General features: G+C 44.4%; 24 protein-coding genes. 20 read left to right on the plus strand and 4 right to left on the minus strand.

Annotation, left to right across the window (positions count from 1 at the left end):
• The first annotated feature begins 49 nt into the window (after positions 1–49).
• Entirely contained in the window at positions 50–1,186 is a 1,137-nt protein-coding gene (locus tag D2962_RS04935; RefSeq protein ID WP_122014316.1) for a polysaccharide deacetylase family protein, read from the plus strand.
• 5 nt (positions 1,187–1,191) lie between these two features.
• On the opposite strand, the gene D2962_RS04940 is transcribed toward D2962_RS04935, so the two are convergent.
• Both D2962_RS04940 and D2962_RS04945 read right to left on the minus strand, forming a co-directional pair.
• Positions 1,192–1,467, minus strand: a complete 276-nt coding sequence (locus tag D2962_RS04940) for a TMEM165/GDT1 family protein (RefSeq protein ID WP_122014317.1) — start codon at positions 1,465–1,467, stop codon at positions 1,192–1,194.
• 3 nt (positions 1,468–1,470) lie between these two features.
• On the minus strand, positions 1,471–1,770 hold the full coding sequence (locus D2962_RS04945) for a hypothetical protein (protein WP_122014318.1): 300 nt from the start codon (positions 1,768–1,770) through the stop codon (positions 1,471–1,473).
• 127 nt (positions 1,771–1,897) lie between these two features.
• Between D2962_RS04945 and D2962_RS04950 the strand changes: the two genes are divergently transcribed.
• The 3 genes from D2962_RS04950 (at position 1,898) to D2962_RS04960 (ending at position 5,214) form a co-directional block, all read left to right on the plus strand.
• A complete protein-coding gene (locus D2962_RS04950; protein ID WP_122014319.1) occupies positions 1,898–2,680 on the plus strand; it encodes a polysaccharide deacetylase family protein in 783 nt (260 codons plus the stop codon).
• A gap of 123 nt (positions 2,681–2,803) precedes the next feature.
• On the plus strand, positions 2,804–3,490 hold the full coding sequence (locus D2962_RS04955; protein ID WP_122014320.1) for a response regulator transcription factor: 687 nt from the start codon (positions 2,804–2,806) through the stop codon (positions 3,488–3,490).
• Positions 3,487–5,214: an ATP-binding protein gene (locus D2962_RS04960; RefSeq protein WP_122014321.1), complete on the plus strand. Its 1,728-nt coding sequence runs from the start codon at positions 3,487–3,489 to the stop codon at positions 5,212–5,214. Before D2962_RS04955 ends, D2962_RS04960 begins: the two co-directional genes overlap by 4 nt.
• A gap of 30 nt (positions 5,215–5,244) precedes the next feature.
• Here the strand turns inward: D2962_RS04960 and ald are convergent, their stop codons facing one another.
• Positions 5,245–6,369 (minus strand): alanine dehydrogenase, encoded by a 1,125-nt coding sequence (ald, locus tag D2962_RS04965; protein ID WP_122014322.1) that lies wholly within the window; start codon positions 6,367–6,369, stop codon positions 5,245–5,247.
• Between the two features lie 177 nt (positions 6,370–6,546).
• Positions 6,547–8,091 (minus strand): sigma 54-interacting transcriptional regulator, encoded by a 1,545-nt coding sequence (locus D2962_RS04970; RefSeq protein WP_174232496.1) that lies wholly within the window; start codon positions 8,089–8,091, stop codon positions 6,547–6,549.
• A 369-nt stretch (positions 8,092–8,460) separates the two neighbouring features.
• Between D2962_RS04970 and D2962_RS04975 the strand changes: the two genes are divergently transcribed.
• From D2962_RS04975 to D2962_RS05045, 16 genes are all read left to right on the plus strand, one after another.
• Positions 8,461–9,822 (plus strand): alanine/glycine:cation symporter family protein, encoded by a 1,362-nt coding sequence (locus D2962_RS04975; protein WP_122014323.1) that lies wholly within the window; start codon positions 8,461–8,463, stop codon positions 9,820–9,822.
• A 225-nt stretch (positions 9,823–10,047) separates the two neighbouring features.
• Complete coding sequence (locus tag D2962_RS19110; protein ID WP_281273723.1) at positions 10,048–10,176, plus strand: hypothetical protein; 129 nt, start codon at positions 10,048–10,050, stop codon at positions 10,174–10,176.
• Between the two features lie 269 nt (positions 10,177–10,445).
• Positions 10,446–11,720 carry a group II intron reverse transcriptase/maturase gene (gene ltrA, locus D2962_RS04980; RefSeq protein ID WP_425456616.1) on the plus strand — a complete coding sequence of 425 codons (1,275 nt, stop codon included), beginning with the start codon at positions 10,446–10,448 and terminating at the stop codon, positions 11,718–11,720.
• A gap of 326 nt (positions 11,721–12,046) precedes the next feature.
• A complete protein-coding gene (locus D2962_RS04985; RefSeq protein WP_122014325.1) occupies positions 12,047–13,243 on the plus strand; it encodes a sensor histidine kinase in 1,197 nt (398 codons plus the stop codon).
• A 261-nt stretch (positions 13,244–13,504) separates the two neighbouring features.
• The gene (locus tag D2962_RS04990; protein WP_122014326.1) at positions 13,505–14,149 is read left to right on the plus strand and encodes a response regulator transcription factor; all 645 of its coding nucleotides are present in this window, start codon (positions 13,505–13,507) and stop codon (positions 14,147–14,149) included.
• A gap of 383 nt (positions 14,150–14,532) precedes the next feature.
• The gene (locus D2962_RS04995) at positions 14,533–15,018 is read left to right on the plus strand and encodes a hypothetical protein (RefSeq protein WP_122014327.1); all 486 of its coding nucleotides are present in this window, start codon (positions 14,533–14,535) and stop codon (positions 15,016–15,018) included.
• A complete protein-coding gene (locus D2962_RS05000; RefSeq protein ID WP_122014328.1) occupies positions 14,949–15,527 on the plus strand; it encodes a hypothetical protein in 579 nt (192 codons plus the stop codon). Before D2962_RS04995 ends, D2962_RS05000 begins: the two co-directional genes overlap by 70 nt.
• A gap of 8 nt (positions 15,528–15,535) precedes the next feature.
• Positions 15,536–16,465, plus strand: coding sequence for an ABC transporter ATP-binding protein (locus tag D2962_RS05005; RefSeq protein WP_122015740.1), 930 nt, complete (start codon positions 15,536–15,538; stop codon positions 16,463–16,465).
• A gap of 13 nt (positions 16,466–16,478) precedes the next feature.
• Positions 16,479–17,804 (plus strand): ABC transporter permease, encoded by a 1,326-nt coding sequence (locus tag D2962_RS05010; protein ID WP_122014329.1) that lies wholly within the window; start codon positions 16,479–16,481, stop codon positions 17,802–17,804.
• Positions 17,805–18,989, plus strand: coding sequence for an ABC transporter permease (locus tag D2962_RS05015; protein ID WP_122014330.1), 1,185 nt, complete (start codon positions 17,805–17,807; stop codon positions 18,987–18,989).
• Positions 18,990–19,429: 440 nt separating this feature from the next.
• Positions 19,430–19,744: an ArsR/SmtB family transcription factor gene (locus D2962_RS05020; RefSeq protein ID WP_281273738.1), complete on the plus strand. Its 315-nt coding sequence runs from the start codon at positions 19,430–19,432 to the stop codon at positions 19,742–19,744.
• Between the two features lie 139 nt (positions 19,745–19,883).
• Positions 19,884–21,710: an excinuclease ABC subunit UvrC gene (uvrC, locus tag D2962_RS05025; protein WP_122014331.1), complete on the plus strand. Its 1,827-nt coding sequence runs from the start codon at positions 19,884–19,886 to the stop codon at positions 21,708–21,710.
• Between the two features lie 126 nt (positions 21,711–21,836).
• The gene (locus D2962_RS05030) at positions 21,837–22,166 is read left to right on the plus strand and encodes a hypothetical protein (protein WP_120766332.1); all 330 of its coding nucleotides are present in this window, start codon (positions 21,837–21,839) and stop codon (positions 22,164–22,166) included.
• 217 nt (positions 22,167–22,383) lie between these two features.
• A complete protein-coding gene (locus D2962_RS05035) occupies positions 22,384–23,412 on the plus strand; it encodes a LacI family DNA-binding transcriptional regulator (protein WP_120766331.1) in 1,029 nt (342 codons plus the stop codon).
• Positions 23,413–23,414: 2 nt separating this feature from the next.
• Positions 23,415–23,843 carry a D-ribose pyranase gene (gene rbsD / locus D2962_RS05040; RefSeq protein WP_122014332.1) on the plus strand — a complete coding sequence of 143 codons (429 nt, stop codon included), beginning with the start codon at positions 23,415–23,417 and terminating at the stop codon, positions 23,841–23,843.
• A 57-nt stretch (positions 23,844–23,900) separates the two neighbouring features.
• The gene (locus D2962_RS05045; protein WP_120766329.1) at positions 23,901–25,697 is read left to right on the plus strand and encodes an L-fucose isomerase; all 1,797 of its coding nucleotides are present in this window, start codon (positions 23,901–23,903) and stop codon (positions 25,695–25,697) included.
• Positions 25,698–25,810: the final 113 nt, after the last annotated feature.

Consider the following 25,810-nt stretch of genomic DNA (forward strand, 5'->3'; position numbering starts at 1 on the left):
CCCTTTTTATTATATAATCGAATTATAATTCATAGGGGAGGCAGCATAATTGAAGCTTCAGACAGTACAGCATTTTTTCAACACAATAGTCTTTTTTCTTATTCTCGTATTATTTTTAACGGCCTGTTCACATCCTTCGACAAAATCTATTGAAGGGGTCAATAAAAGTACCTCAAAAAACTTACAGGTCGGGCAGGATCACAAAGATGCAGGTGACAACGAACAATTATTCAACGCTGACCCTCAAAAAAAAGGTGAGAATACCGATAGCAATCATATAAATGAACAACAAGAAAACCACAAAATAGATTTTAGTGTAAAGCCCAATGAACTGGGGCAGGTTATGATATTGATGTATCACAATGTTTCCGACAAGGAATCGGAGTGGTCCCGTTCTTATGACAATTTTAAAAAGGACCTTCAAATCCTTTACGAAAACGGCTACTGCCTCATAGGGCTGAAGGATTTCATTCAAGGACGCATAGATGTACCCGCCGGCAAAACCCCTGTCATAATCACTTTTGATGACGGGCTCCAGGGACAGTTCAATTTTATTGAAAAACAGGGTAAAACGATAATAGATCCCCACAGTGCAGTGGGTATAATAAATGATTTTGCAGAAGCACATCCGGACTTCGGTAAAAAAGCCACTTTTTATATATACTATCCGCTGCCCTTCAGGCAAAAAGAATATATAAAGGAAAAATTAAATTATATTGTGTCAAATGGCATGGAAATAGGCAATCATACATACACCCATGCCAATCTGACAAAATTATCTTCGGAGAAAATTCAAAAAGAACTGGCTTTAAATGTAAAGGCCACCCAGGGCTATGTGGAGGGATATTCGGTGGATTCCCTGGCGCTTCCTTACGGGGCTTCGTCAAAAAGCACTTATAATTTTTTGAAACAGGGCTCTTTTGAAGGAACCTCATATAAAAACAATGCTATTTTGCTGGTAGGGGCCAATCCGGCTTTCTCTCCCTGGGATACCAGGTTTGACCCATACCGGCTTCCCAGGGTGAGGGCCAGCAGCCCATATTTTGAGCAGTGGATTAAATACTTCAAAGAAAATCCGGGGGAAAGATTTATAAGCGACAGTAATCCCGATATAATAACATTTCCTAAAGAATTAAAAAAACATTTCAATGAAAAGGTTGCCAACAAAAAAGTGATAACCTATTAGCTATATTACAGTTTTTGAGTGATAAGTAATATGCCGATGATAATAAACGCCAAACCGGCGCCCAGATGGATATAATAAAGCGGTAGGGATTTGGAAATAATTGTCCCCAAATATACCCCGATGACCGTGTTCGTAATCAAAGCCAGGGACGCTCCCAGAAAAACGCTTATATATGATTGGTTATGGGCGGCCATTAACATGGTTGAAAGCTGGGTTTTATCTCCGAGTTCAGCTAGAAAAACCAGCGTGAAGGTAGCAATGAAGGTTTTCCAGAGGAGCAAAATTTACAACCCCCTTCTGAGAAGCCTTCTTTTTTTATGGGGGAAAAGCCCGATTATTTTTATCCCGTTCTTCGCAAAATCCGCCACGCTGCCGAAAACGAAACCCAGGCCGGCGCCAAGCAGTATGCTGTAGACAAAGGCATCTCCACGCCCCAATGCCAGTTCCAGATTTAACCCTAAAGCGGCTGGAATACCCAGTATCTGCCGAAGGGCGCCGAGATAGTTGGTATAGTAAGGTACCCAGGCAATCAGACTCCAGATTACTCCTATGACCACACCTTTTTTTTGCCGGATAGATATCATAGAAACTCACCTCCTGTATTTTTTAATAAATTTTATTCTATAAAATGCCAATATATTCGACATAAAAAAGATTTTATCATAACAGGTTTACTTTATGAATACAAATTAGTAAAAGAAAATGAGGGGGGTGGAGAAGATAAAAAGATTGCGTTTCAATAAAAAAGCTGTGACATGGATAGTATGCCTGGTGACGATTTTAGCGGTTACTTTTTCTCACTTTTATACAATTTTCCCCAAAACCGTAAGCGTTTTTGGTAGGCTTGACCGTCTGGTGCCCATTTACAGGGTGGAAACTCAGGGAAAAAAGGTGGCCATATCCTTTGATGCAGCCTGGGGCTCCGATATTACTCCAAAATTACTGGAGATACTAAAAAAGCATGACATAAAGACCACCTTTTTTCTGGTGAAATTCTGGATGGACAAATACCCCGATATGACACGGCGCATAGCCCGGGAGGGCCATGAAATAGGCAACCACTCGGCGACACACCCTCAGATGGGTAGCCTTCCCAAAGAACAGATAATAAAAGAGCTTAAAACCACCCATGATAAAATAAAAGAACTTACAGGCCAGGATGCCATACTATTTCGGCCTCCTTTTGGTGACTACAGCAATACCCTCATAACCACCGCCAATGAACTTGGCTATCATGTCATCCAGTGGGACGTGGATTCCCTGGACTGGAAGAATTTGAGCGCCGGCGCCATATACGATAGAGTTATAAGACAGGTGAAACCGGGCTCCATAGTGCTGTTTCACAACAATGGCAAACATACGGCGGAAGCCCTGGAACCCATAATAAATGAGTTAAAAAAACAGGGGTACGAGATAGTGCCCATATCCCGTCTTTTGATTAAAGGCAATTATTATATAGATAAATCCACCGGCGAAATGAGAAAGTCTCCATAATCTATTCAAAATTGGTAAAACTGTTGACTAAATAGAAGGGCAAATCTATAATAATAGTAAGAATTCGGTCAAGACATATCTTCTTGGCCTTTTTTTATAGTAGATTAAGAGGAGGAGAGGAAAATGACGGAGATCAGAGTGCTCATGGTGGATGATGAAAAGCGCATGGTGGAGCTGGTCAAGCTTTATCTTGAAAAAGAAGGTTATGTCGTGGATGAAGCCTATGATGGTCAACAGGCACTGGATATGATAAATAAAACCAAATATAATCTCATTATCCTGGACCTCATGCTGCCGGTGGTGGATGGCTGGACCGTATGCAAGGAGATCCGGAAGAAATATGACATTCCGGTGATCATGCTGACGGCCCGGGGAGAGGAATTCGATAAGGTGCTGGGATTTGAACTGGGAGCCGATGATTATGTGGTAAAACCCTTCAGCCCCCGGGAACTCACAGCCAGGGTAAAAGCCCTTCTCCGGCGCCTTGGCCCCAGGGAGGAACAGGAAGAAACCCTGGAATTCCCGGATCTAATCATAGAACCTGAATCCAGGATGGTGAAAGTGAATGGCAAGGATGTAGACCTTACTCCCAAAGAATTTGACCTGTTATATTATCTTGCCAGAAACAGGGATAAGGTTTTTACCCGTGAAAAACTGCTGGAAGAAGTCTGGGGATATGACTTTTTCGGCAGCTTGAGGACCGTGGACACCCACATAAAACAACTGAGGGAGAAACTCGGGCGCAGTAAAGCCGCTTCATATATAAACACGGTATGGGGAGTCGGGTATAAGTTTGAGGTGGTTAAATGAACCCCAATAAAAGCATCATTTTCAAACTCTGGCTTTATATGATCATCCTTACCGTAGTTACCCTTTTGTTTTCGGGCTTGATTCTATCCAGCGTATTTGAAGACTTTTACTTTAACATCAGGCAAAATGAGATGATAAATGAAGGCCAGCAGTTGATAACATTGATTTTACAGGGCGTCGAGCCCTTGGAACTTCTGGATATAAGCAAGTTTATAAACGCCCATGCAGTGGTGGTGGACCGGCAGGGGCTCATTAAGGCCAGTTCAAATATCCTGAAATTTAAAGGAATGGCCATGGATGGCAAAGAGTTTTCGGAGGTTCTGAGGGGCAACATTGTCATTCATAAAGGCCTGATGCCCCAGTTTGATGCGGCTATGCTGACGGTGGCACTGCCCATAAAGACGGAGGGAGGAGTAATGGGGGCTCTTATCCTCTATTCTCCTATGGAATCCATTCAGAATTCCATCTGGCAGATAAGACGCCTCATACTCCTGGCGGCGGCAGGTGCGGTTATAATGGCTACGGCATTGAGCTTCGTGCTGTCAAAAACCGTATCAAGGCCTCTGGTGGAGATGAAAAAAGTGGCCGAAGGCATGGCAAAGGGTGATTTTGAGGGCAGGGTAAGTGTCAGCTCTCAAGATGAAATCGGAACCCTGGCAAAGACTATAAATTACCTGTCAGATGCCCTGAAAAACAACATTAATGCCCTGTCCCAGGAAAAGGAGCAGCTTAAAAACGTACTTCTGAGCATGACCGATGGCGTTATAACTTTTGATGCGGACAGCCGGCTGATTATGGCCAATCCGCAGGCCAGGGACATGCTTCGAGTTGAGATGGATGATGAAGGCAAAGAAGGATTTAAAGTGCTGTATCCCCTGCTTGACAGAGTCAGAGAAACCAAAAAACCCCTTCAGGAAGAACTGAAGCTCGATGGCAGGATCATTAGTGTGAGGCTGGCTCCGCTTATGGATGAGGGTTTAAATCTCTGGGGCATGGTGGCTGTACTTCAGGATGTAACCAGAGCAAGAAAGCTGGAACACCTCCGGAGGGAATTTGTAGGTAATGTTTCTCACGAACTCAGGACTCCTCTGTCATATCTCCAGGGATATACCGAAGCCCTTCTTGATGGTATGGTGGAAGATCCAGAGGAAAAGAAAAAATATTTGAATATAATCCTTGATGAAACCCTCAGGTTAAGGCGCATGGTAAATGAACTTCTCGATTTGTCGCAAATAGAGAGCGGCCACCTTCACCTGAAAAAGGAAAAAATATCACTAAAAAATCTAATAGAGAGGGTTGTAAAGAAGCTTACGCCCCTTTCCCAGAAAAAGGGAATCAAAATATCTACAGAGTTCGAGGAACTCCCGCTGGTAATGGCCGATGAAGACAGGATAGAGCAGGTCATGATAAACCTTATAGATAATGCCATGCGATATGATGAAGGCAGTGGAGAAATAAGGATAAAAGCTAGAAAGAGCGAAGGCGGCGTTATAGTATCAGTGAAGGATAATGGCCCAGGGATACCGGAGGACGAACTGCCTTTTATCTGGGAGAGGTTTTACAAAGTGGATAAAGCCCGCACTCGAAAAACCGGGGGTACCGGCCTCGGGCTTGCCATCGTAAAAAATATTATAGAGGTTCACGGCGGGAAGGTATGGGCAAAAAACTGTGCCGAAGGCGGTACCGGGTTTTACTTTTCGCTTCCGGAAGATACACCAGAATAAAACCCCCGGTAAAACCGGGGGTTTTATTCATTAAAGGCTTTTCAGCACTTCTTCTACCGAATGGTAAGGCAGGTTGTGAGCTTCCGCTACCGCTTTGAAGGTTACCTTTCCATCCAGGACATTCACGCCTTTGGCAAGGGCAGGATCATCAATTATAGCCTGCTTCCATCCTTTGTTTGCGATCTTCAGGGCATAGGGCAATGTGGCATTTGTCAAGGCGAGGGTTGAGGTCCTTGGCACAACTCCAGGGATGTTGGCCACTGCATAGTGCACAACTCCGTACTTCACAAATACTGGGTCCGCATGGGTGGTGGGATGGTCTATGGTTTCCACGCAGCCGCCCTGGTCAATGGCTACGTCCACGATGACACTGCCGGGTTTCATGCTTTTGACCATTTCTTCGGTGACAAGTTTTGGCGCCTTTGCACCGGGAATGAGCACCGAACCCACTACCAGGTCGGCATTGCTGATGGCTTCCATAAGGTTAAACCGGTTGGAATACAGGGTTTCAATGCTGCTGCGGAAAATATCTTCCAGATAGCGAAGCCTTTCGATATTTATATCCACGACGGTGACCCTGGCGCCCACTCCTACAGCTCTCTTTACCGCACTGGTGCCTACCGTTCCGGCGCCTACGACTACCACCGACGCAGGAGGAACACCGGCTACTCCATCCAGAAGCACTCCTTTGCCGCCGTTTATCTTTTCAAGGTAGGTGGCGCCAACCTGGACTGCCATGCGGCCGGCGATTTCGCTCATGGGAGTAAGAAGAGGCAGGCTCATGTCCGCTCTTTGCACTGTTTCATAAGCTATGGAAACAACTTTATTGTCCATCAGAGCTCTGGTCAATTCCGGTTCGGGAGCCAGATGTAAATATGTGAAAAGGATGAGACCGGGTTTGAAATACTTGTATTCCGAGGGCAGCGGTTCTTTTACCTTTATTATCATATCGCTGCGTCCCCATACATCGGCTGCATCGGCTACTATTTCCGCACCCACGGCTTTGTAATTTTCGTCGGGGAAACCTGCCCCTTCACCGGCTCCCTTTTCTATGAGAACCTTATGGCCGGCTTCCACCATGGCATCAACACCGGCGGGAGTCATGGCGACACGGTTTTCCTGGGCTTTTATTTCCTTTGGAACACCAACTATCATTGCAATTTCCTCCCTTATAATTTGTAAATTACATGTACACATCTGCAAGAATTGTGCCACCACAGGAAAAAGAACCGGCATGCATTTTGCAACAGCCATTGTTGTAATAAGAATAGACAATTTAATGTTAAGGTCACGTTTTTTAAAATGGAAACAAAAAGTTCCATATGGAAATGGTTATAAGGACAGTCCGTACTTCTTAATTTTTTTTATTACCGTGGTGTGAGAAACACCCAGTATTTTGGCCGCCTTTCTGGCGCTTCCCCCCTGGGAAAGCGCTCTTATTAGCGTTTCTTTTTCCGTCTCCCTGACAGCATCTTTCAGGTGAAAATATTTTTCGGAAGAGGATGCCAGGAAATCCGGGGCATTGATTATTATATCCTGAGGTTTTATTATAAAATCCCTGGCCAGGTTCATCGCTCTCTCCATTACATTTTCCAGCTCCCTTATATTGCCGGGCCAATCGTAGCGCATCAGATAGTCAAGGGCTTCAGGGGAAATACCCTGAACTTTCTTGCCGAATCTCTGGTTGAACTTATTTATAAAATAATCCACCAGCACGGTGATATCCTTTTTATGTTCCCTGAGAGGAGGAAGGTATATGGGAATTACATTTAACCTGTAGAAAAGATCCTGCCTGAAATCGCCCCTCACGATCATCTCTTCTAAAGGACGGTTGGTAGCGGCAATTACCCGAACATCCACCCGGGTTTCTTCCATTTCTCCCAACCTGCGGACACTGCCTTCCTGTAGCACTCTTAGAAGTTTTGCCTGTACATAAGGAGGTATTTCTCCTATTTCATCCAGGAAAATGGTGCCATGGTGGGCAAATTCAAAAAGTCCCTGACGCCCGCCCTTCCTTGCTCCGGTAAAAGTTCCGTCGGCATAGCCGAAGAGTTCGCTCTCCAGAAGCGTATCGGGGATAGCTGCACAGTTGACAGCCACAAATGGTCTATCTTTGCGGGGACTGGCCATATGGATGGCTCGTGCAAAAAGCTCCTTTCCGGTACCGCTTTCTCCCCGCAGAAGCACGGTGGAATCCCCCTGGGCTATGGTTTTGGCTATTTCAACAATCTCCTTCATTTTATTGCTTTCATATATGATATCATCAAAGGTTACCATCACGGGTCTTGTGAGGGAATGAGCCAGCCTGCGGACCTCAGACATCTTTTGAAAGCTCATGACTGCACCGGAGGGCTTTCCTCTGTCATCAAAAACAGGTCTTGAATTTATCATCAATTTCAACCGGCCTCTAGGGGTGGAAATACTGATTTCTTTTTGTTCCAATAGTTTTCCTTCCTGCAAATGCTTTAAAATTTCAGCAGGAATCTCGAAGACATCAGACAATGGTTTTCCCACCGGTGGCTGCTCTAAACCAAGAAGCTCGGTAGCCCTTAGGTTACAGATGGTAATGACAAAATTTCCATTTACGGATATTATACCCTCCTGAACCGAGTTTATGACGTTTCTAAGCTGCTGTTCCGCCAGCTCGTGGGGCATCCATTCTATAGGAGTGACTTCGTAAACATCCTGTATTAAAGCGACCTTTTGGATGATAAAACGCAACTTTTCTTCATGTAATGGTTCCACCTGCAGGTAAATTTCTCCCGGCCGTACAGAAAGAGAAAGGATATTGGCACCACATTTTGCTACTATATCCGATATGTCGCGCACCATACCTACCCGGTCATAAAATCTTATACGGTATCTGTATTTTTTCAAATCGATACCCCCATTGTCAGGATATATTTTTTATTCGACATGCATTTTTAATTGTCCTGCAAAAATGGAAACTCCGGAAACAATAAGTTCCATATGAATTCTGAAATTATTAACGCATATCAACAAAATTGACAAATTTAACATTGGTATGTATTTTGCAAAAAATATTATATAATATTAATGTGCATTTTACAAAAATACTGTATAATATTGGTGTATTTTCCTGTAGCTGTTTTATAAAACTAAATGCATAATTTTAACAGTCTTCAGGGAAAACATAATAACGTGGGAAGCGGGGTGAGATAGAGTAACTAAGTAATCTCTCAGGTATGTTTAAATTTAAAAAATTACAAAACAGGAGGGATTTTTTTGGAAGCTTTAGAAAAGTTTTTAGGTACCGTCAGTAATATTGTTTGGGGTCCTCCCATGCTAGTGTTATTACTAGGAACTCATATTTATTTAACATTCAGGCTTAGACTTATTCAACGGTATATTTTTCCAGCGATTAAGCTTTCACTGACAAGGACCTCCGAGGGTGAAGGAGATGTCAGCCACTTCGGAGCTTTAACAACGGCCCTGGCGGCCACCGTGGGAACCGGCAACATAGTGGGTGTTGCCACCGCTGTGGGCTTAGGTGGCCCTGGTGCGGTATTCTGGCTATGGATTACAGGCGTTTTCGGCATAGCTACAAAATACTCGGAAGCACTGCTTTCTGTAAAATATAGGGTGAAAAACTCTATAGGCCAGATGGCCGGCGGCCCCATGTATGTATTGGAAAGGGGTCTCGGGATGAAATGGTTGGGAGTGCTATTTGCTCTATTTACAGCCATTGCTGGCTTTGGCATTGGTGTGACAGTTCAGTCTAACTCCATTTCACAGATGGTCAAATCCACTTTTAATATTCCTTACTGGATAACAGGGCTTGTCATAGCTGTACTGACCGCTATTGTAATTATAGGGGGTATAAAGAGTATAGCCAGAGTATGCGAAGGCTTGGTGCCCTTTATGGCTATTGTATATATTTTGGGATGTCTTATTATACTGGTAATGAATATCAACGCTATACCTGGGGCCATCGTTACAATATTAAAAAGTGCCTTTACGGGCCAGGCCATGGTAGGAGGATTTGCCGGAGCCACCATGATGGCCGCCATCCGCTATGGTGTAGCCCGAGGCCTTTTCTCCAACGAATCGGGCCTTGGCAGTGCGCCTATAGCTGCCGCGGCAGCTCAAACGCCCAATGCCGCCAGACAGGCTCTGGTCCAGATGACCGGGACCTTCTGGGATACCGTGGTAATCTGCCTGATGACAGGTCTGGTGCTGGTGACTACCGGCTCATGGGAGACAGGTCTTAAAGGTGCCGAGCTTACAAAGACAGCTTTTGAACAGATACCTGTAATAGGCCCCATAACCCTTACGATAGGCCTTCTAACCTTTGTGTATTCTACGATCCTCGGATGGTCATACTATTGCGAAAAGGCCGTGGAATACCTGCTGGGCACAGGGGCAGTCATGCCATACCGCTGGCTGTGGGTAATAGCATCATTCGTGGGTGCCGTGGTTTCACTGCCCATCGTATGGTCCTTTGCAGATATATTCAACGGTCTTATGGCTATTCCAAACCTGATTTCTTTGATTGCCCTCAGTGGAGTGCTGGTAGCTGAGACCAGGAAATATGTTTGGGAAGGCAATGTACTGGAAGAAGATAAATCCATAATGGGTTCAAAATAAAAAGCAAAATTCAAAGAAAGCCGGGGTTTCCCGGCTTTCTTGCAAGTGCGCCCGGCATGGGCGATAGCTCGGCAGTGAAAGTCTGCTATGGGGCTGGCAGCGGCGACCATTAGCCAAACAGCAAGGGTGTCTACCGTGAGATAGAATCTGAAGGAAGCTGTAGGCAAAGCCACGGCCTGAGGAACACGAACCGCATATAAGGCTATACAGTTCGGATGAGTTTGCTTGACAAAACGAAATCCGGTGCTGCCAAGGAACTGCGTAGTAAATGCGGCAGGTATACGGGGCGAAGGCTATCGCTCTTACCCGGGGAGGTCTGGCGGAAACGTTAGGGAAACTAACAACCCGGGCTGAGAGGCTCGGCTGAACTGTCAGAAGTCAGCAGAGGCCATAGTAGCCGGCACAGACGTCATGCCGACGAAGGGCCGAACACGAAGCGAGGGCCGGGGACCCACCGAAGGTGGGTGGTGGCAAGTTCGAGAAACATACAAAGACAGCAGAAAACCCCGAAAGGGGCCTACCCTGGGAAAGAAGCGGTGAGGCCGCAAGGGCCCCAGGGAGGGCCGAGTATGTATCCGGCACAACCCGAGAAGATATCCCCGAAGGACCATGATATCCACCTGATGGAGAAAGCAGTATCAAGAGAAAACATGACAAAAGCACTGCGACGGGTAGAAGAAAACAAAGGAGCGCCAGGCGTAGACGGCATGCCGGTAGAATCCCTCCGGTCACACCTACGAGAAAATTGGCATCAGATAAAGGAACAACTTCTCACAGGGACCTACCAACCTCAACCAGTGCGCAGGGTCGAAATCCCGAAACCCACCGGAGGAGTGAGACTGTTAGGAATCCCCACCGTCACAGACCGCCTAATCCAGCAGGCTCTGCTGCAAGTACTAACACCCATATTTGACCCGGAATTCTCAGAAGCAAGCTACGGATTCAGGCCCAACCGAAGAGCCCACGACGCAGTAAGGAAAGCACGTCAATATGTTCAAGAGGGATACCAGTGGGTAGTGGACATGGACCTTGAGAAATTCTTCGACAGAGTAAATCATGACATACTAATGGCCAGAGTAACTCGCAAGATAAAAGACAAGCGTGTATTAAAGCTCATACGCAGCTATCTACAGGCAGGAGTAATGATAAACGGAGTAGTCATGATTACCGACGAAGGAACACCTCAAGGCGGGCCCCTAAGTCCACTTCTTGCCAATATAATCCTTGACGACCTTGACAAAGAACTAGAGAAAAGAGGCCACAGATTCGTAAGATATGCAGACGACTGTAACATCTACGTCAAAAGCAAAAGAGCGGCACCCATCTTCGATGGGTACCCGCGGGTGATGGAAAGCATAACAGCTTTCCTGAAGAATAAACTAAAACTCAAAGTAAACGAGCAAAAGAGCGCAGTGGACAGACCCTGGAAGAGGAAATTCCTCGGCTTCAGCATGTACATCACTAAAGATGGAACAACCAAGATAAGAATAGCACCACAGAGCATAGACAAAGTCAAGAACAAAATCCGTGAGATAACCTCAAGAAGCAACGGACATGGAATAACACAGAGAATAGACAGACTAAACACATACCTCGGCGGATGGCTGGGATACTTCGCACTATCGGAAACACCCAGCAAACTTGAGGAACTCGACGGATGGATAAGAAGAAGACTCCGCATGTGCTTGTGGAAACAATGGAAGAAAGTTAAAACAAGATATCGAGAACTAAGGAATTTGAAACTTCCGGAATGGGTAGTCCATGAGCTTGCCAATGCCCGAAAGGGATACTGGCGTATGTCAGGGGTATTAAATAGAGCCCTCAACAACGCCTATTGGCAAGGTCAAGGGCTCATGAGTTTAGTGAAGAGATATCAAGAAATTCGCAAAGCTTGGTGAACCGCCGTATACCGGACGGTACGTACGGTGGTGTGAGAGGACGGGGGCTAATCGCCCCCTCCTACTCGATTATGGGGTCAGGTTTGAAGAATCTACTTAAATTATCAGCGCTGCTCAACTCTTTTGATTTTTCCATCATTGTGGTAATTTGCTCTATGGGTTAACAAAAAAGTAACAAATTTAAAGACTTTTTTTGATATAATTTGAAATAGGGATTGTAATCATCGGATAATGGGCCATAAAAAACTAATGGAAGAAGATCTATATAAAAACCAGACTGAATTCGAATGCAATAGTATACCGGGAAAGGGTGCGGGTAGTAAAGAATGATCAAATCACTACCGGTTAGATGGTATTTACTAAAAATTATCGTATCATTAATAAGCTTTTTACTTGCCCTGTCCTTCGAAGACGCTTCCCGGCAAAGGTCAGTGATACTTATCGTCCTTTTTGCCCTTTTTATTATATGGGATTATGTAAGGCCTACCCTGAAAAACCGCTGGCCGTTGTTTCTCTTAGATGGTACTATAATTTTCCTTATGGAATATTACTCCAAATTTCTGGTGAACTATTTTTTCCACCTATTTTACCTGGGAATAATCCTGGAAGCCGGATTTGTTTTTGAACGATGGCAGGCAAATACGGTCAGCGCCATTATAGGAATCACTGCTTTATCAAAATTCATTTATGCTCTAATAGTCATGTGGAATGCCATGACCGTAGCGGAATTTTTGTTTAATTTTTTTGCCTTGGCCTTTATCATAACCTTATCTAACTATGCTGCGGTGCAAAGGGAAAGCCGGAAAGAAAAGGATGAGTTATATGGTGAGCTCCTGGAAGCTTATAGAAAGTTAAGAGACTATTCTGAAAAGGTAGAGGAAGCATCAGCCCTGAAGGAGCGCACCCGCATAGCCCGGGAGATCCACGATACCCTGGGTCACAGGATAGTATCCCTTATAATGCAGTTGGAAATGGTGCTAAGATTTATACGGAGCAAAGATATGGAGCATAATCAAGACCATAGCCAAAACAGCGGCATAGATAATAATGTTGAAATCAAAATCCGGGAAATGGTAGACAGAACCCTACAGGAAGCCAGAGCTGCACTGGCAGACACCCGCAGCGCCATAAATGCTCTCAAAGGCAGAGAATCTAGCGGCATAGATGCTGTAATGGAACTTGCAAGAAATTTTGAAAAAAATACCAGCGTAAAAGTGGATATTAAAGCACAGGAAATAGGACTTTTACCGGAACAAAGTGTAGTTTTATATAGAGTTGTACAGGAAGCCATAACCAATGCGGTAAAGCATGGTAAGGCCACCATGGTCAAAGTAGATATAAAAGAGGAAGGCGATAAAGTCATATTCGATATATCCGATAACGGCACCGGTGGCGAGTATAAAGAGGGTTTTGGACTAGAGAACATGAAGCAAAGAGTAGAGGCCATCGGAGGAAAGCTTGAAGTGTCGGGTGGGGAGAAATTTACAATTCATGGGGGGTTTCCCGTAGGAAGGGTGGTATAGAAAATAAGTCCGCTACCGGAGATGGCCCGGCACCTCCGCTCACCCTGCCGCTCTAGAGTTTAGTCCTGCGCTTCGTGGAGGTTCGCCGGCAATTCGGCGTGTGCCTGGCTGCCGGTCGCAGGGCTCGTGCCCTGCCTTTCCTCCGCTTGTTCTAAACTTAAGAGCGGCAACGGCTTCGCTAAACGGTGCTTATGGTAATCTCCGGCAGGGACATGATTTTTATACCAGAATCAAATAAAATTTTACGGGAGGTGGTATTTCTTGCTTAAAATCGCCATCATTGATGACCAGGAGATTGTGCGCCAGGGCTTAAAAATGGTTTTATCCGGTGAAAAAGACATGGAGGTGGTAGGAGAAGGGGAGAGCGGATGGGATGCCCTACGTCTGTGTGAGGAACATTTTTTAGATGTTATTTTAATGGATATAAAGATGCCCGATATGGATGGGGTGGAGGCGACCAAACGCATAAAAAGCAGTTTTCCCGGCATTAAAATAATTATTCTCACGACTTTCGATGATGATGAATTTATATTTGAGGCTTTAAAATACGGAGCTTCCGGCTATTTGTTAAAAGATGCACCGCCAACAAAGATCATAGACGCCATACGGGAAACCCAAAAAGGTGGTGTCCATATACAGCCTAGGGTGGCTGCAAAGGTGGTGCAAAGGCTTAACACTTTCTTTCCTGAAAAACCTGAGTTTCCTCCCGAGGCCCAGGACTTGACCCGGAGGGAATTGGAAATAATACGCCTGATAGTGGAGGGAAAAAACAACCGGGAAATTGCCGACAAACTTTTTATCACCGAAGGTACAGTAAAAAACCATCTGACCAAAATTTTAATAAAATTGAACCTGCGGGACCGCACGCAGCTGGCGGTATTTGCCCTGAAAAATAAGTTGGTGTGATTGGCCTTATAATATAATTTTTGCATATGACTTTTGTCATAGTGTAAGATGCAATGATATAACTTTTTGGGGATGGAGGGAAAGCCTTCTTTTTTTATAATAGTTTATGGTCAGTACATTTTATTGCTACATTGGTTTCTCCACTCGCTCCAAGTTCGTACCGACAGCACCACGGCTATTTGAAGTGTGAGGCGAGAGGTTTGATGTGTGATTTAGTTTTATTCTCACTTCCAACATCTCATTTCACACTTCGCATTCTGCCGCCGGTTTTGTGCCGCTGGCCGGTTACCCTCGCTGCACTAGTCGCTCATAGGAGAAACCGTGCAGCAACTAAGTAGAGGCTGACAAGATACTTAGTATATGAAAAAAGGAGGCTAATGAAAATGAAAAGAGTACCGGTATTGTTGCTTGTGGTTGTTTTACTCACAGGTATACTGACTGGGTGCGGGAATCCTGTGGAAAGCTTCAACAAAGCTTCGGAAAAGACCGAAAGGGTCAACAGCGCAAAAGTAAAGTTCAGTAGCAATGTGAATATGGAATTTTATGAGGATAGTTTTACCGCCGAAGAAAAGAAAGAGTTGGGAAAATACAAAAAGGTAACTGTGCAGGGAGAATATTATTTTGATAAATCAAAAAAAGAAAACCTGAATAAAATAAACTTCAATCTTGCCGGTAAGGGCGTGGATCTGAAGATATACGGCAGAAAAGGCGAAACTTATATAGTAACTCCTCTATTGCCCAAAATCCTGGTGATAAAGAAGATGATCTTAAATCCTTCAAGATGCCGGGAAATGTTAAGATGCCTTTTGGCTTTCTCGATGCATCGGGGACGAAAAACCCTGACGTCTTTATTTCGAAGGAAGCCGTAGGGAAGCTGAGTAAATACTGGATAAATCTTTTAAAAAAGGGCAATATAGCGAGGCTGGGCAACATCATCCTGAGCACCCCCGACGGGGATGTAAAGGCCCGAAAGTTCAATATAAGCCTGAAAGAGGAACATCTAAAGCCTGCATTAAAAGAGTCTTTAGACATTTTACGGGAGGATATGATATCTAAAAATCCGAAAAATGCAAAAGACCTGGAAAAAGTTTTCGCCCAACTGGAGAAAATGATGGATTCGGCAAAAATCGAAAAGTTCCTTTATGAGGTTTATATCGATAGGGACGATTATATAGTGGAAGATACCGTAAATTTAAAAATATCCTTCCCTGAGGATAAGTCTTCAGGCCTTGTCAAAAGCTTTGAATTAGAGACCACATCCACCATGTGGGATATGGAAAAGCCGGTAACCATAGATTTTCCGGCAATAAATAAACAAAACAGCATGACTCTGGATGAGTTACAAAAACGGGGAGAATTTCCGGAAGGAGTATTTTGAGCATGAACATCATAGAAGCCAGGAATATCAGAAAAGTTTTTAAAGATGTAGTGGCGGTAGACGGCATCAATATCTACGTAAAAAAAGGAGAGATCCTTGGGATCCTGGGGCCTAACGGAGCAGGGAAGACTACTGCTATATCCATGATAGCTACACTGCTTTTACCCGATGGAGGAGACATATTGCTTCAAGAAAGAAGCATTTTAAAAGAACCCAAACTCATGCGCAGAATTCTGGGGCTTGTCCCCCAGGACGTCGCCCTGTACCTGGACCTTTCCGGCAGAGAAAATCTGGAGTTTTTCGGCAGGGTCTACGGCCTTTCGGGCAAAGCCCTGGAAATGCGAATAAAAAAAGTCCTGGAAATAGTGGGTCTTAATGGCAAAAACAGAGAAATAGTGAAAAATTATTCCGGCGGCATGAAGCGCAGACTAAACATAGGTGTAGCCTTGCTCCATGACCCGGAGATCCTCATCATGGATGAACCCACCGTAGGCATAGACCCTCAGTCTCGAAACCATATCCTGGAGACCGTCAAAGGATTGAACGAAGAAGGTAAGACCGTCATATATACCAGCCATTACATGGAAGAAGTGGATTATCTATGTGACAGGATATATATAATGGACTACGGCAAAATCATCGCCGAAGGGTCTCCGGATGAACTCAAAGCCATGATTTCCCGGGAAGATGTGCTGGAACTTAAGGCTACACTCTTTTCCCAGGAATTTATAGAAGATATAAGAAAGATTTCCGGAGTAAAGCATATTTTGCATGATGATTCAACTCTTACGCTGAATGTCGAAAAAGGCAAAAATATCTTGAGTGATGTTTTCAATGTGGCTCAAAAATATCATACAACACTGATAAGTGTCAATGTAAAGGTCCCCACCCTGGAAGATGTGTTCTTAAGCCTCACCGGCCGGGGCCTCAGGGATTGAAGGGGGCGGTAAAATGTTATTTCAACTGGTGCTAAAGGATTTTAAGCGCATGATAAGGGACTATAAAGGCCTTGCCATCATCATTTTGATGCCGGCGGTGCTCGTGGCGGTGCTGGGGTTTTCCATAGGAGGTATCTTCAGTGATGAAGAAAGTTTTACACCGGCTAACATAGCGATAGTGGATAAAGATAACAGTGAACAGGGCTATGCTGAAGTAGAAAAGTTTTTCCACAGCCCGACCATATCTAAAAACATCTCTGCCGATGATATACTAAAGCTCAATAAGGCCATAAAAGATTTGGACCTGAAGAAAATATTGTATCAGGATGTACTGGAAAGTGAAAAGGTAAAACAGGTGATAAGGTATAAAATGATGCCTGAACCGGATGCCATGAAACTCTTAAAAGAGGGCAAATTATCGGCAGTTATAGTAATACCTGAAGATTTTACCTATAATATGCTTTTTAGCCTTTTTACACCCTTTAAAAACCATACCGACATAGAAATAATAAAAAACCCCAACAAGTTTTCATCCGGCATCGTGGAAAGCATCCTGAAAGCGTATTCGGATGCACTTTCTGCAGTGGTAATAGCCAAAGATTCATACCTGGAAGCCGCCATATGGACCGACGCCGGAGCAAAAAGCTATCGTAATCTCGAAAATATGGCGGAAAAATTGTATGGTCAGGGTATAAAAGATGTCAATATTAAATACATGGTGGAACCGGGAAAAAAGCCCATCTCGGGATTCCAGTATTACTCCGCCGGCATGGCCACCATGTTCATACTGTTTACTGCGGCCTTCGGAGGGCATTTTCTCATCGATGAAAAGAAGAAATACACCTATCACCGCATGTTACTGGCGGGGATTACCAGGAATCAGATGCTCGTAAGCCGCTTAATATCTACATCCATGATAACCGTAGTTCAGATTACTTTACTTATGCTGCTTTCAAGGGTCATGTTTCGGGCAAGCTGGGGGAATATAGCGGATTTTTTCGCATTTACCGTAGTGGTGGCTTTTGCCACAGGAGGACTAGCGGTAATGCTTTCAGCCATGAATCTTCGGGCAAACAGTGAAAAGTTCTCGGAAATAATGAATATGGGGGTATCTCAATTTCTGGCTTTTCTGGGAGGGAATATGTTTCCCCTTTTCGGCATACCTTTTTTAAACTCTTTAAGCAGATTTGTCCCCAACGGAGCAGCATTAAACGGGTACCTTAATCTGATGAAAGGATATTCTTTTTACGAGATCGGCAGCAATATATTGACACTTATCATTTTGGGATTATTGTTTTCCACCCTTGGATTTTCCGTGGCTCGAGGAGATGCAGAATAAATGATAGCCGTTATATTCGGTAGATGGAAAAGTTTAAAGAGAAACCCCATACAAATCATAGTAATGATAGCACTCCCGCTGATTTTTTCAGGATTTTTCAGTCTTGCCATGAGTGGCTTTACCCCTTCCATCGGCATACAGGTCATGGACATGGACAAAAGCACATATTCTATAGAACTTATAAATGAATTAAAGCAAAACCAGGTAAGTCCAGATAGAGCCGCATCCGAAAAAGAGCTCTTTCGAAAGGTATCCGAGGGAACAAGCGAGTTGGGTCTTATTATCCCCGAAGGCTTTATGAAGGATATAACGCAAGGCAAAACCCCTACCTTAAACATCGTCAAAGTAAAAGATACTACCGGTGTCTTTGCCTTTCAAGGCATCCTGCGCACGTCCCTTCAGCGCATGATGTTTACCGACGTAATAGTCAGGGAAATAACTGCTTCCCTGGAAAAACTCGAAACCCCGGGCAATACGCTCCCGGTGGATTTTAAACAACGGGTATACGATATGGTCAATGAAAAATGGAAGGAAACATTGCCACTTTCGGTGGAGGGTCATTTTCTCACGACTAAAACAGAAGAATATAATCCCCTTTCTCACTCTACCATAGGTTTTATCCTGTTTTTCTCCATGATGAACATTACATTCATACTGGGAGAAATACTGGAGGAAAAGCAAAACGGTATATGGAACCGCCTCATGATATCACCGCTTTCTAGACTTCAAATCTTTTCCGGCAACATGGTCTTTGCCTTTATGGTGGGTTTTATACAGGTGAGCCTTCTTGTGGCCATTAGTGGAATTTTATTTAGGGTGGACTGGGGCAGCAATATTTTTGGGGTAATGCTCATCATGGCAATTTTTGTATGGTGCTCGGCATCCCTGGGGCTGTTTTTGACATCAATAGTAAAGACACATCAGCAGCTCCAGAGCATTGTACCCATCATCACCGTCAGCTCCAGCATGCTGGCCGGAGCCTTCTGGCCCCTGGAGATAGTAAGCTCTAAAGTTATACTAACTCTAGCCAATCTCATGCCCCAGAAGTGGGCTATTCAGGGGTTGGAAGATATGATTCTGCGCCATCAGGGCATAGAAGCCATTTATCTCCCCATGGCGGTGCTCTTTCTCATGAGCGTGGTGCTACTTTTTTCTGGAGTAAAACTTTCCGAAAGGAAAGCATAAGACATTCGATTCTGACAAAATTCGTCAAAAAAAGTCGGCAGGAAGTGTAACCTGCCGTATACGGGCCCTTGGCCCTATATTATATAATAAAGGGGGATTTTAGGAGGATTAGCCTTGCTGTTGGTAGTTCCTCCTGCTGGTTGCAATTGTTATTATAACCTTAAATTTTGGTGAAAATTTGGCCAAAATGTGAGGATTTTGTGAGGAGTGGGTAACATTGCCATACGTCTGCTCCATAGCTTATTTAAACCATTTGTGCCATAAATATATTAATAAGGATTAAATAATTTGTTATAATAGAATCAAGCGAGAATCAAGCGAAAAAAGTTTGACACTGTAAAAAGCTGGCGAAGCCTTTTCTACTAAGGGAGGGGTTTGATGGAGGAAAGATTGAACCAGGGCGAGGATTTTGCGATACTTTTTGCCTTGATGAGGATAAGGTGAAAAAGCTCTTGGGTACGGTGCCGGATATGACCGGTCTGGCAGAGCTTTTCAAGGTGCTGGCCGATGAGACCAGGGCCAGAATTGTTTATCTCTTGTCAAAAGAAGAGCTTTGCGTGTGCGATATAGCCACCATCCTGGGAACTACCGTCTCCAATGTATCCCATCACTTAAGAGTACTCCGGACTTCCCACCTGGTAAGGTTCCGGCGGGATGGAAAACAGGTTTACTATACCCTGGATGACGACCATGTGATTCACATCATAAGAGAGGGATTTGACCACGTAAATCACACGACCAGGACCGATAGGTGACAACCCTTCCAGCTGTGATATAATGTTAGGGGACGCACCTCCTTTTCTAGGGCAGTCAGCTGGGGGAGGTGGATGAACGTCCCCAACTAGGCTGGGGTAGGCGGAGGAATGTCCCCAATAAAGTGGGAGGGATTTTTTTATGTTTAACCCCGAAAGGATTGCATCATTTCCGGAAAGACCCGGAGTTTATATAATGAAGGATAAGAGAGGAAAGGTTATTTATGTAGGAAAGGCCGTATCTTTAAAGCACCGGGTGCGATCTTATTTCCAATCCTCAAAAAATCTTCCGATTAAAGTAGCTTCCATGGTACCCAGAATCGAGGATATAGAATATATAGTCACTGATTCCGAAGTGGAAGCCCTCATACTGGAGTGCAACCTCATCAAATTCCACCGGCCGAAGTACAACATCCTTCTCAGGGATGACAAGCAGTATCCGTATATAAAAATAACCCTGAATGAAAAGTTCCCCCGCCTTCTGGTAGTGCGGAGGGTGAAAAAAGATGGTGCCAGGTATTTCGGTCCCTATGCCAATGCCGGGGCCATGCGAGAGGCCATTGATGTTATCAGGAAAATATTCCCTATACGAAGCTGCAAGAAAGACTTGAGCCAGGTGCCTCTAAAAGAGCGGCCCTGTCTCAATTTCCATATAAAACGGTGTCTTGCTCCCTGCCAGGCAAACATTAGTGAAAACGATTACAATGATATAATCAGGAATATAATAATGTTCCTGGAGGGTAAGCAGCAAACCCTCATAGACAGACTCAGGGAAAAAATGGAAAAAGCTGCCGAAAACCTTGATTTTGAATGGGCGGCAGTACTGAGAAACCAGATACTGGCCCTGGAAAAGGTACTGGAAAAACAAAAGATAGTTTCTGCCGATATGTCCGATAAAGATGTGATTGCCATGGCCAGAGGCTTTGATATAGTGTGTGCTCAGGTGTTTTTCGTGAGGGAAGGCAAGCTGGTGGAGCGTGAACCATTTATCCTGAAAAATACCGAAGGTGTGGAAAGAAAAGAGATACTGGCATCTTTTATTAAGCAATTTTATGACAGTGCATCATTCATACCAAGAGAAATTATCGTGGAAGAAGAAATAGAGGATCTTCCTATTATAGAGGAATGGCTTACTCAAAAAAAGGGTTCAAAGGTCAGTATCACAATTCCCCGGCGGGGGGAGAAAAAGAAGCTGGCTGAAATGGTGGCGGAAAATGCCAGGACTTTTCTTGACCAGAGGGAAAGCATGAAAGACCGGGAAAAAATGAAGAGCCAAAAGGCCATGGAAGAACTAAAAACATATTTGAAACTCGAGGATATTCCAAACCGCATTGAAGCCTTTGACATATCCAACACCAAGGGGACAGAATCGGTAGCATCCATGATAGTCTTTGAAGGGGGGAGTCCAAAAAAACAGGATTACCGCAGGTTCAAGATCAAAACCGTGGAAGGACCTAATGATTTCGAGAGCATAAAAGAAGCCGTATCCCGAAGGTTTAAGAGGGCTATTGAAGGTGATGAAAAATTTAAAGACCTACCCGATCTACTGCTTATAGATGGAGGCAAAGGACAGCTCAAGTATGCCCGGGAGGCACTCCGGGAATTAAACCTTGAATATATCCCCACCATAGGCCTTGCCAAGGAATTCGAGCACATTTTTGTGGAGGGTAAGGATGACCCCATCATCCTCCCCCGGGATTCGGAAGCGCTATATCTGGTACAAAGGGTCCGAGATGAGGCCCACCGCTTTGCCATCACATTTCATAGACAACTCCGGGACAAGAGGAATCTTCACTCAGTGCTAGAGGACATTCCCGGCATAGGCAAAGTTCGGAGGTTAGCCCTCCTGAATGCTCTTGGAAGCATAGATGGCATAAAAGAGGCTTCGGTGGATGAACTGTCTAAAGTTCCGGGGATGAACCGGAAGGCAGCCGAAGCAGTGTATAATTTTTTTCATAAAAAGATATGATTTCCTCTGTCCGCGGAGAAGCAGGGAACGGTTCGCTTGCCTTCTTATTAGCATAAAACAATATCCTTCTCTCCTCCGTAAACATATCATAATATTGGAAACTATAGTAAAAGAGGAGGAATATGGATGGATATTGTAAAAGTTGTAACAGTGCTATCTATAGTCATTGAATCCCTCACTAAAACCATACTTCTAGTATGGAATATAGTGTCAAAACCCCTGACACAGTGGACCCAGGAGGAGAAAAAAGATATCATAACCGTTGTCATATCCGTAATTATTGCCATAGGAGTAAATCTTGATATATTCTCCATATCAAATATTCCATTTAAAATCCCCATACTGGGGCCTCTTCTAACGGGTCTTCTCTTTGCACGAGGCGCAGGAGTAATCACCGATATACTTGATATAATTTACTATACAAAAGTAAACAGGAAGTTAAAGACTCTCATATAGATATGTTTTTAGTCCGGTGTAATAGCCGGGCTTTATTTTGTGTAAATGTTTAATGTCATCCTTCATAACAAAAAAAATTTTATATATCAAGAAGGAATTTTGAATTTAATATCGAATTATATAATTAAAATAGATAACGATTACATATAAAATGTCAATTATTGTAGAAAACGTTTAAAACATATTTGCAATATAAAACGGGGAAGGGATATAAAAAATGCCGACGATAAAAGACGTGGCAGCAAAAGCGGGAGTTTCCACCGCAACGGTGTCCAGGGTTATCAATGGAGAGAAAGTCAGGGAGGAGACAAAAGAAAAGGTTATCAAAACAATTAAACTTCTTGGATACCGACCAAATCAGATCGCCCGGAGTCTGAAGACCCAGAAAACCCACACTATCGGTTTTGTAGTGCCTGATTATGGTCAATTCTTCATGCAGATCGCCAAAGTTGTGGAGGATATTTTAAATGGCTATGGTTACAGTCTGGTTGTTTGTTACAGTGATGAAAATCCGGACCGTGAAAAAGCCAGAATCAGGATGCTGACAGAAAAGCAGGTAGATGGGATGCTGGTAGTTCCAACCAGTGATGAGGATAATTATATTATGGAACTAAATAAGCGGGGAATACCCGTCATTCTTATCGACCGTATGGTAAAGGATATCCAGACCGATTGTGTTCTGGTGGACAATGTAAATGGGGCTTATCAGGCGGTGGAGCACCTTATCACAAAAGGATACCAGCGCATAGGCGTCATCAACGGCCGCCAGGAGGTTACTACCGGAGAGGAAAGATACCGTGGGTACTTAAGGGTATTTGAAGATTATAATTTACCGATAGACAGAGATATCATCCGTTTTGGTGACTTTTCTACCGAAAGCGGCTATACTTTGATGAAAGAATTAATGTCGTTGCAAAATCCGCCTGAAGCAGTTTTTATCGCTAATTGTTACATGACCATAGGTGCCATGCTTGCCATAAAAGAAATGGACATAAAAGTTCCTGAGGATGTAGCTATAGTGGGCTTTGACGATACTGAACTCACACGTCTTTCCGACCCCCCCTTGACTGCGGTGGTCCAGCCTGTACGGGAGATAGGTGAGATGGCCGCAAATCTCTTATATAAAAGAATTTGCGGTGATATGTCCGATTATCCAAAAATGTATAGATTAAAGGCAACATTGGTGGTCCGTGCTTCCACCGATCCCGGTTGGAAAGCAGATATAATAGAAAAGAAAGGAGCATAAAAATGAAAAAATCCGGAGTGTTAAACAAAGAACTGGCCGGAGAGTTGACCGGTCTTGGCCATATGGATGAATTTATCATATGCGATGCTGGTTTCCCAGTCCCCAGAGATGCAAAAAGAATTGACCTCGCATTGACAAAAGGCATACCAACTTTTATGGATACTCTGAGAGCCGTATTGAGCGAAATTGTAGCAGAAAAAATAGTGATTGCCGAGGAAACTCAGAAAATAAGTCCTGAACTCTATAAGAAGTGGAGAGACATATTCAAATACCAGGAGTTTGAACTTATTCCCCACAGCCAGTTTAAGGAGAGGGCCAGAAATGTAAAGTTTATCGTGAGGACTGGGGAATTTATCCCCTACGCCAACATGTTGATTGTGGCGGCCTCTCAGGCAGAAGAATTTAAAAAGAATTTTGACGTTACATTTTAGATTGTATATTTTTTATAACCTAAATATTGGAAATTGCAGAAAGAGGAGGAATTCCAGGTGAATAACACTAGTTTCAGATTAATCGGAAGCTTACCAAAAATCGGAATACGGCCGATAATAGACGGCCGGCGCAAAGGTGTCAGAGAAGCACTGGAAGACCAGACCATGGGAATGGCCAAAGCCGTGGCTCAATTGTTATCTGAAAACCTCAAATACCCCAACGGCCAGCCAGTGGAATGCGTTATAGCCGATACCACTATTGGTGGCGTTGCGGAAGCTGCAAGATGCGCCGAGAAATTTGCCCGGGAGGGTGTTGGAGTTTCTATTTCTGTCACGCCCTGCTGGTGCTACGGCTCAGAGACTATAGACATGGACCCTTACATTCCCAAGGCAATCTGGGGCTTTAACGGCACAGAAAGGCCCGGTGCGGTGTATCTGGCGGCGGCTCTGGCGGGCCATAGCCAGAAGGGTTTGCCGGCTTTTGGAATCTATGGCAGAGATGTTCAGGATGCGACAGACAGATCAATACCGGAAGATGTTAAGGAAAAACTAATGAGATTTGCCAGAGCAGGCCTTGCAGTAGCCTTGATGAGAGGAAAGTCGTACCTCTCCATGGGAAGTGTTTCCATGGGGATTGCAGGTTCTATTGTCAACTCCGATTTCTTTGAAAGTTATCTGGGTATGAGAAATGAATATGTAGATATGTCGGAATTTACCCGCCGAATCGACGAAGAAATTTATGATAAAGATGAATTTGAAAGAGCCCTCAAATGGGTGAAAGAAAACTGTAAAGAAGGTAAAGACAACAATTCTCCTGCCATGCAGTCTTCCAGGCAAAGAAAAGATTGGGAATGGGAATTTGTCGTTAAGATGACCATGATTGCCAGGGATCTCATGGTAGGAAATGAGAGATTGGCAGAACTTGGATATGTTGAAGAGGCTCAAGGCCACAATGCTATCGCCGCAGGCTTCCAGGGCCAGAGGCAATGGACCGACCACTTCCCCAACGGAGATTTCATGGAAGCCATGCTCAATTCATCTTTTGATTGGAACGGCATAAGGGCTCCCTATATAATGGCCACCGAAAACGACAGCCTCAACGGTGTAGCCATGCTGTTCGGTTATCTTTTAACAAATACCGCTCAAATCTTTGCGGATGTCAGGACTTACTGGAGCCCCGATGCAGTAAAACGCGTGACTGGCAAAGAGCTTACTGGTATTGCAGAAAACGGCATCATACACCTGATAAATTCCGGAGCGGCTGCGCTGGATGGAACCGGACAACAGTCAAGAAACGGTGAACCTGTCATGAAGCCTTTCTGGGAAATAACCGAGGATGAAGCAAAGAAATGCCTTGACGCCACAAGCTGGAGGCCTGCCATCAGGGAATATTTCCGGGGCGGCGGATTCTCCTCCAATTTCCTCACAAAAGGCGGAATGCCGGTCACAATGATGAGAGTAAATATTATAAAAGGCCTCGGTCCCGTGCTGCAGATAGCCGAAGGTTATACGGTGGACTTACCTGAAGACGTTCACAATATCCTGGATAAACGCACAGACCCCACATGGCCCACTACATGGTTTGCTCCAAGACTTACGGGAAGCAGCGCTTTCAGAGACGTATACTCTGTGATGAACAACTGGGGAGCCAACCATGGAGCCATAAGTTATGGCCATATAGGGGCGGATCTAATAACTCTGGCCTCTATACTGCGCATCCCTGTCTGTATGCATAATGTGCCGGAAGAGAAGATTTTCAGGCCCAGTGCCTGGGGCGCTTTTGGAACAAAGGATTTAGAGGGCGCAGACTACAGGGCATGTAAGAACTTTGGGCCCCTTTACGGCAAGTTTTAAATAGTTGTAGTGGGGCACCTGCGGCGCTCCCGCAGATGCCTCACCCAAGTGAAGGTCATGGTAATGCTCAAGGCAAACTTCCAAAACGCACGTACAAGGAATTGAGGTGGTAA

The organism is Biomaibacter acetigenes (assembly GCF_003691585.1).
Lineage (GTDB): Bacteria > Bacillota > Thermosediminibacteria > Thermosediminibacterales > Tepidanaerobacteraceae > Biomaibacter > Biomaibacter acetigenes.

Excerpts from the sequence above, each read along its gene's own strand:
- D2962_RS04945 (WP_122014318.1), bottom strand. The coding sequence starts at position 1,770 with ATGATATCTATCCGGCAAAAAAAAGGTGTGGTCATAGGAGTAATCTGG.
- D2962_RS04955 (WP_122014320.1), top strand. The coding sequence starts at position 2,804 with ATGACGGAGATCAGAGTGCTCATGGTGGATGATGAAAAGCGCATGGTG.
- D2962_RS04960 (WP_122014321.1), top strand. The coding sequence starts at position 3,487 with ATGAACCCCAATAAAAGCATCATTTTCAAACTCTGGCTTTATATGATC.
- ald (WP_122014322.1), bottom strand. The coding sequence starts at position 6,369 with ATGATAGTTGGTGTTCCAAAGGAAATAAAAGCCCAGGAAAACCGTGTC.
- ltrA (WP_425456616.1), top strand. The coding sequence starts at position 10,446 with ATGGAGAAAGCAGTATCAAGAGAAAACATGACAAAAGCACTGCGACGG.
- D2962_RS04985 (WP_122014325.1), top strand. The coding sequence starts at position 12,047 with ATGATCAAATCACTACCGGTTAGATGGTATTTACTAAAAATTATCGTA.
- D2962_RS04995 (WP_122014327.1), top strand. The coding sequence starts at position 14,533 with ATGAAAAGAGTACCGGTATTGTTGCTTGTGGTTGTTTTACTCACAGGT.
- D2962_RS05000 (WP_122014328.1), top strand. The coding sequence starts at position 14,949 with ATGCCTTTTGGCTTTCTCGATGCATCGGGGACGAAAAACCCTGACGTC.
- D2962_RS05010 (WP_122014329.1), top strand. The coding sequence starts at position 16,479 with ATGTTATTTCAACTGGTGCTAAAGGATTTTAAGCGCATGATAAGGGAC.
- D2962_RS05015 (WP_122014330.1), top strand. The coding sequence starts at position 17,805 with ATGATAGCCGTTATATTCGGTAGATGGAAAAGTTTAAAGAGAAACCCC.
- uvrC (WP_122014331.1), top strand. The coding sequence starts at position 19,884 with ATGTTTAACCCCGAAAGGATTGCATCATTTCCGGAAAGACCCGGAGTT.
- D2962_RS05030 (WP_120766332.1), top strand. The coding sequence starts at position 21,837 with ATGGATATTGTAAAAGTTGTAACAGTGCTATCTATAGTCATTGAATCC.
- D2962_RS05035 (WP_120766331.1), top strand. The coding sequence starts at position 22,384 with ATGCCGACGATAAAAGACGTGGCAGCAAAAGCGGGAGTTTCCACCGCA.
- rbsD (WP_122014332.1), top strand. The coding sequence starts at position 23,415 with ATGAAAAAATCCGGAGTGTTAAACAAAGAACTGGCCGGAGAGTTGACC.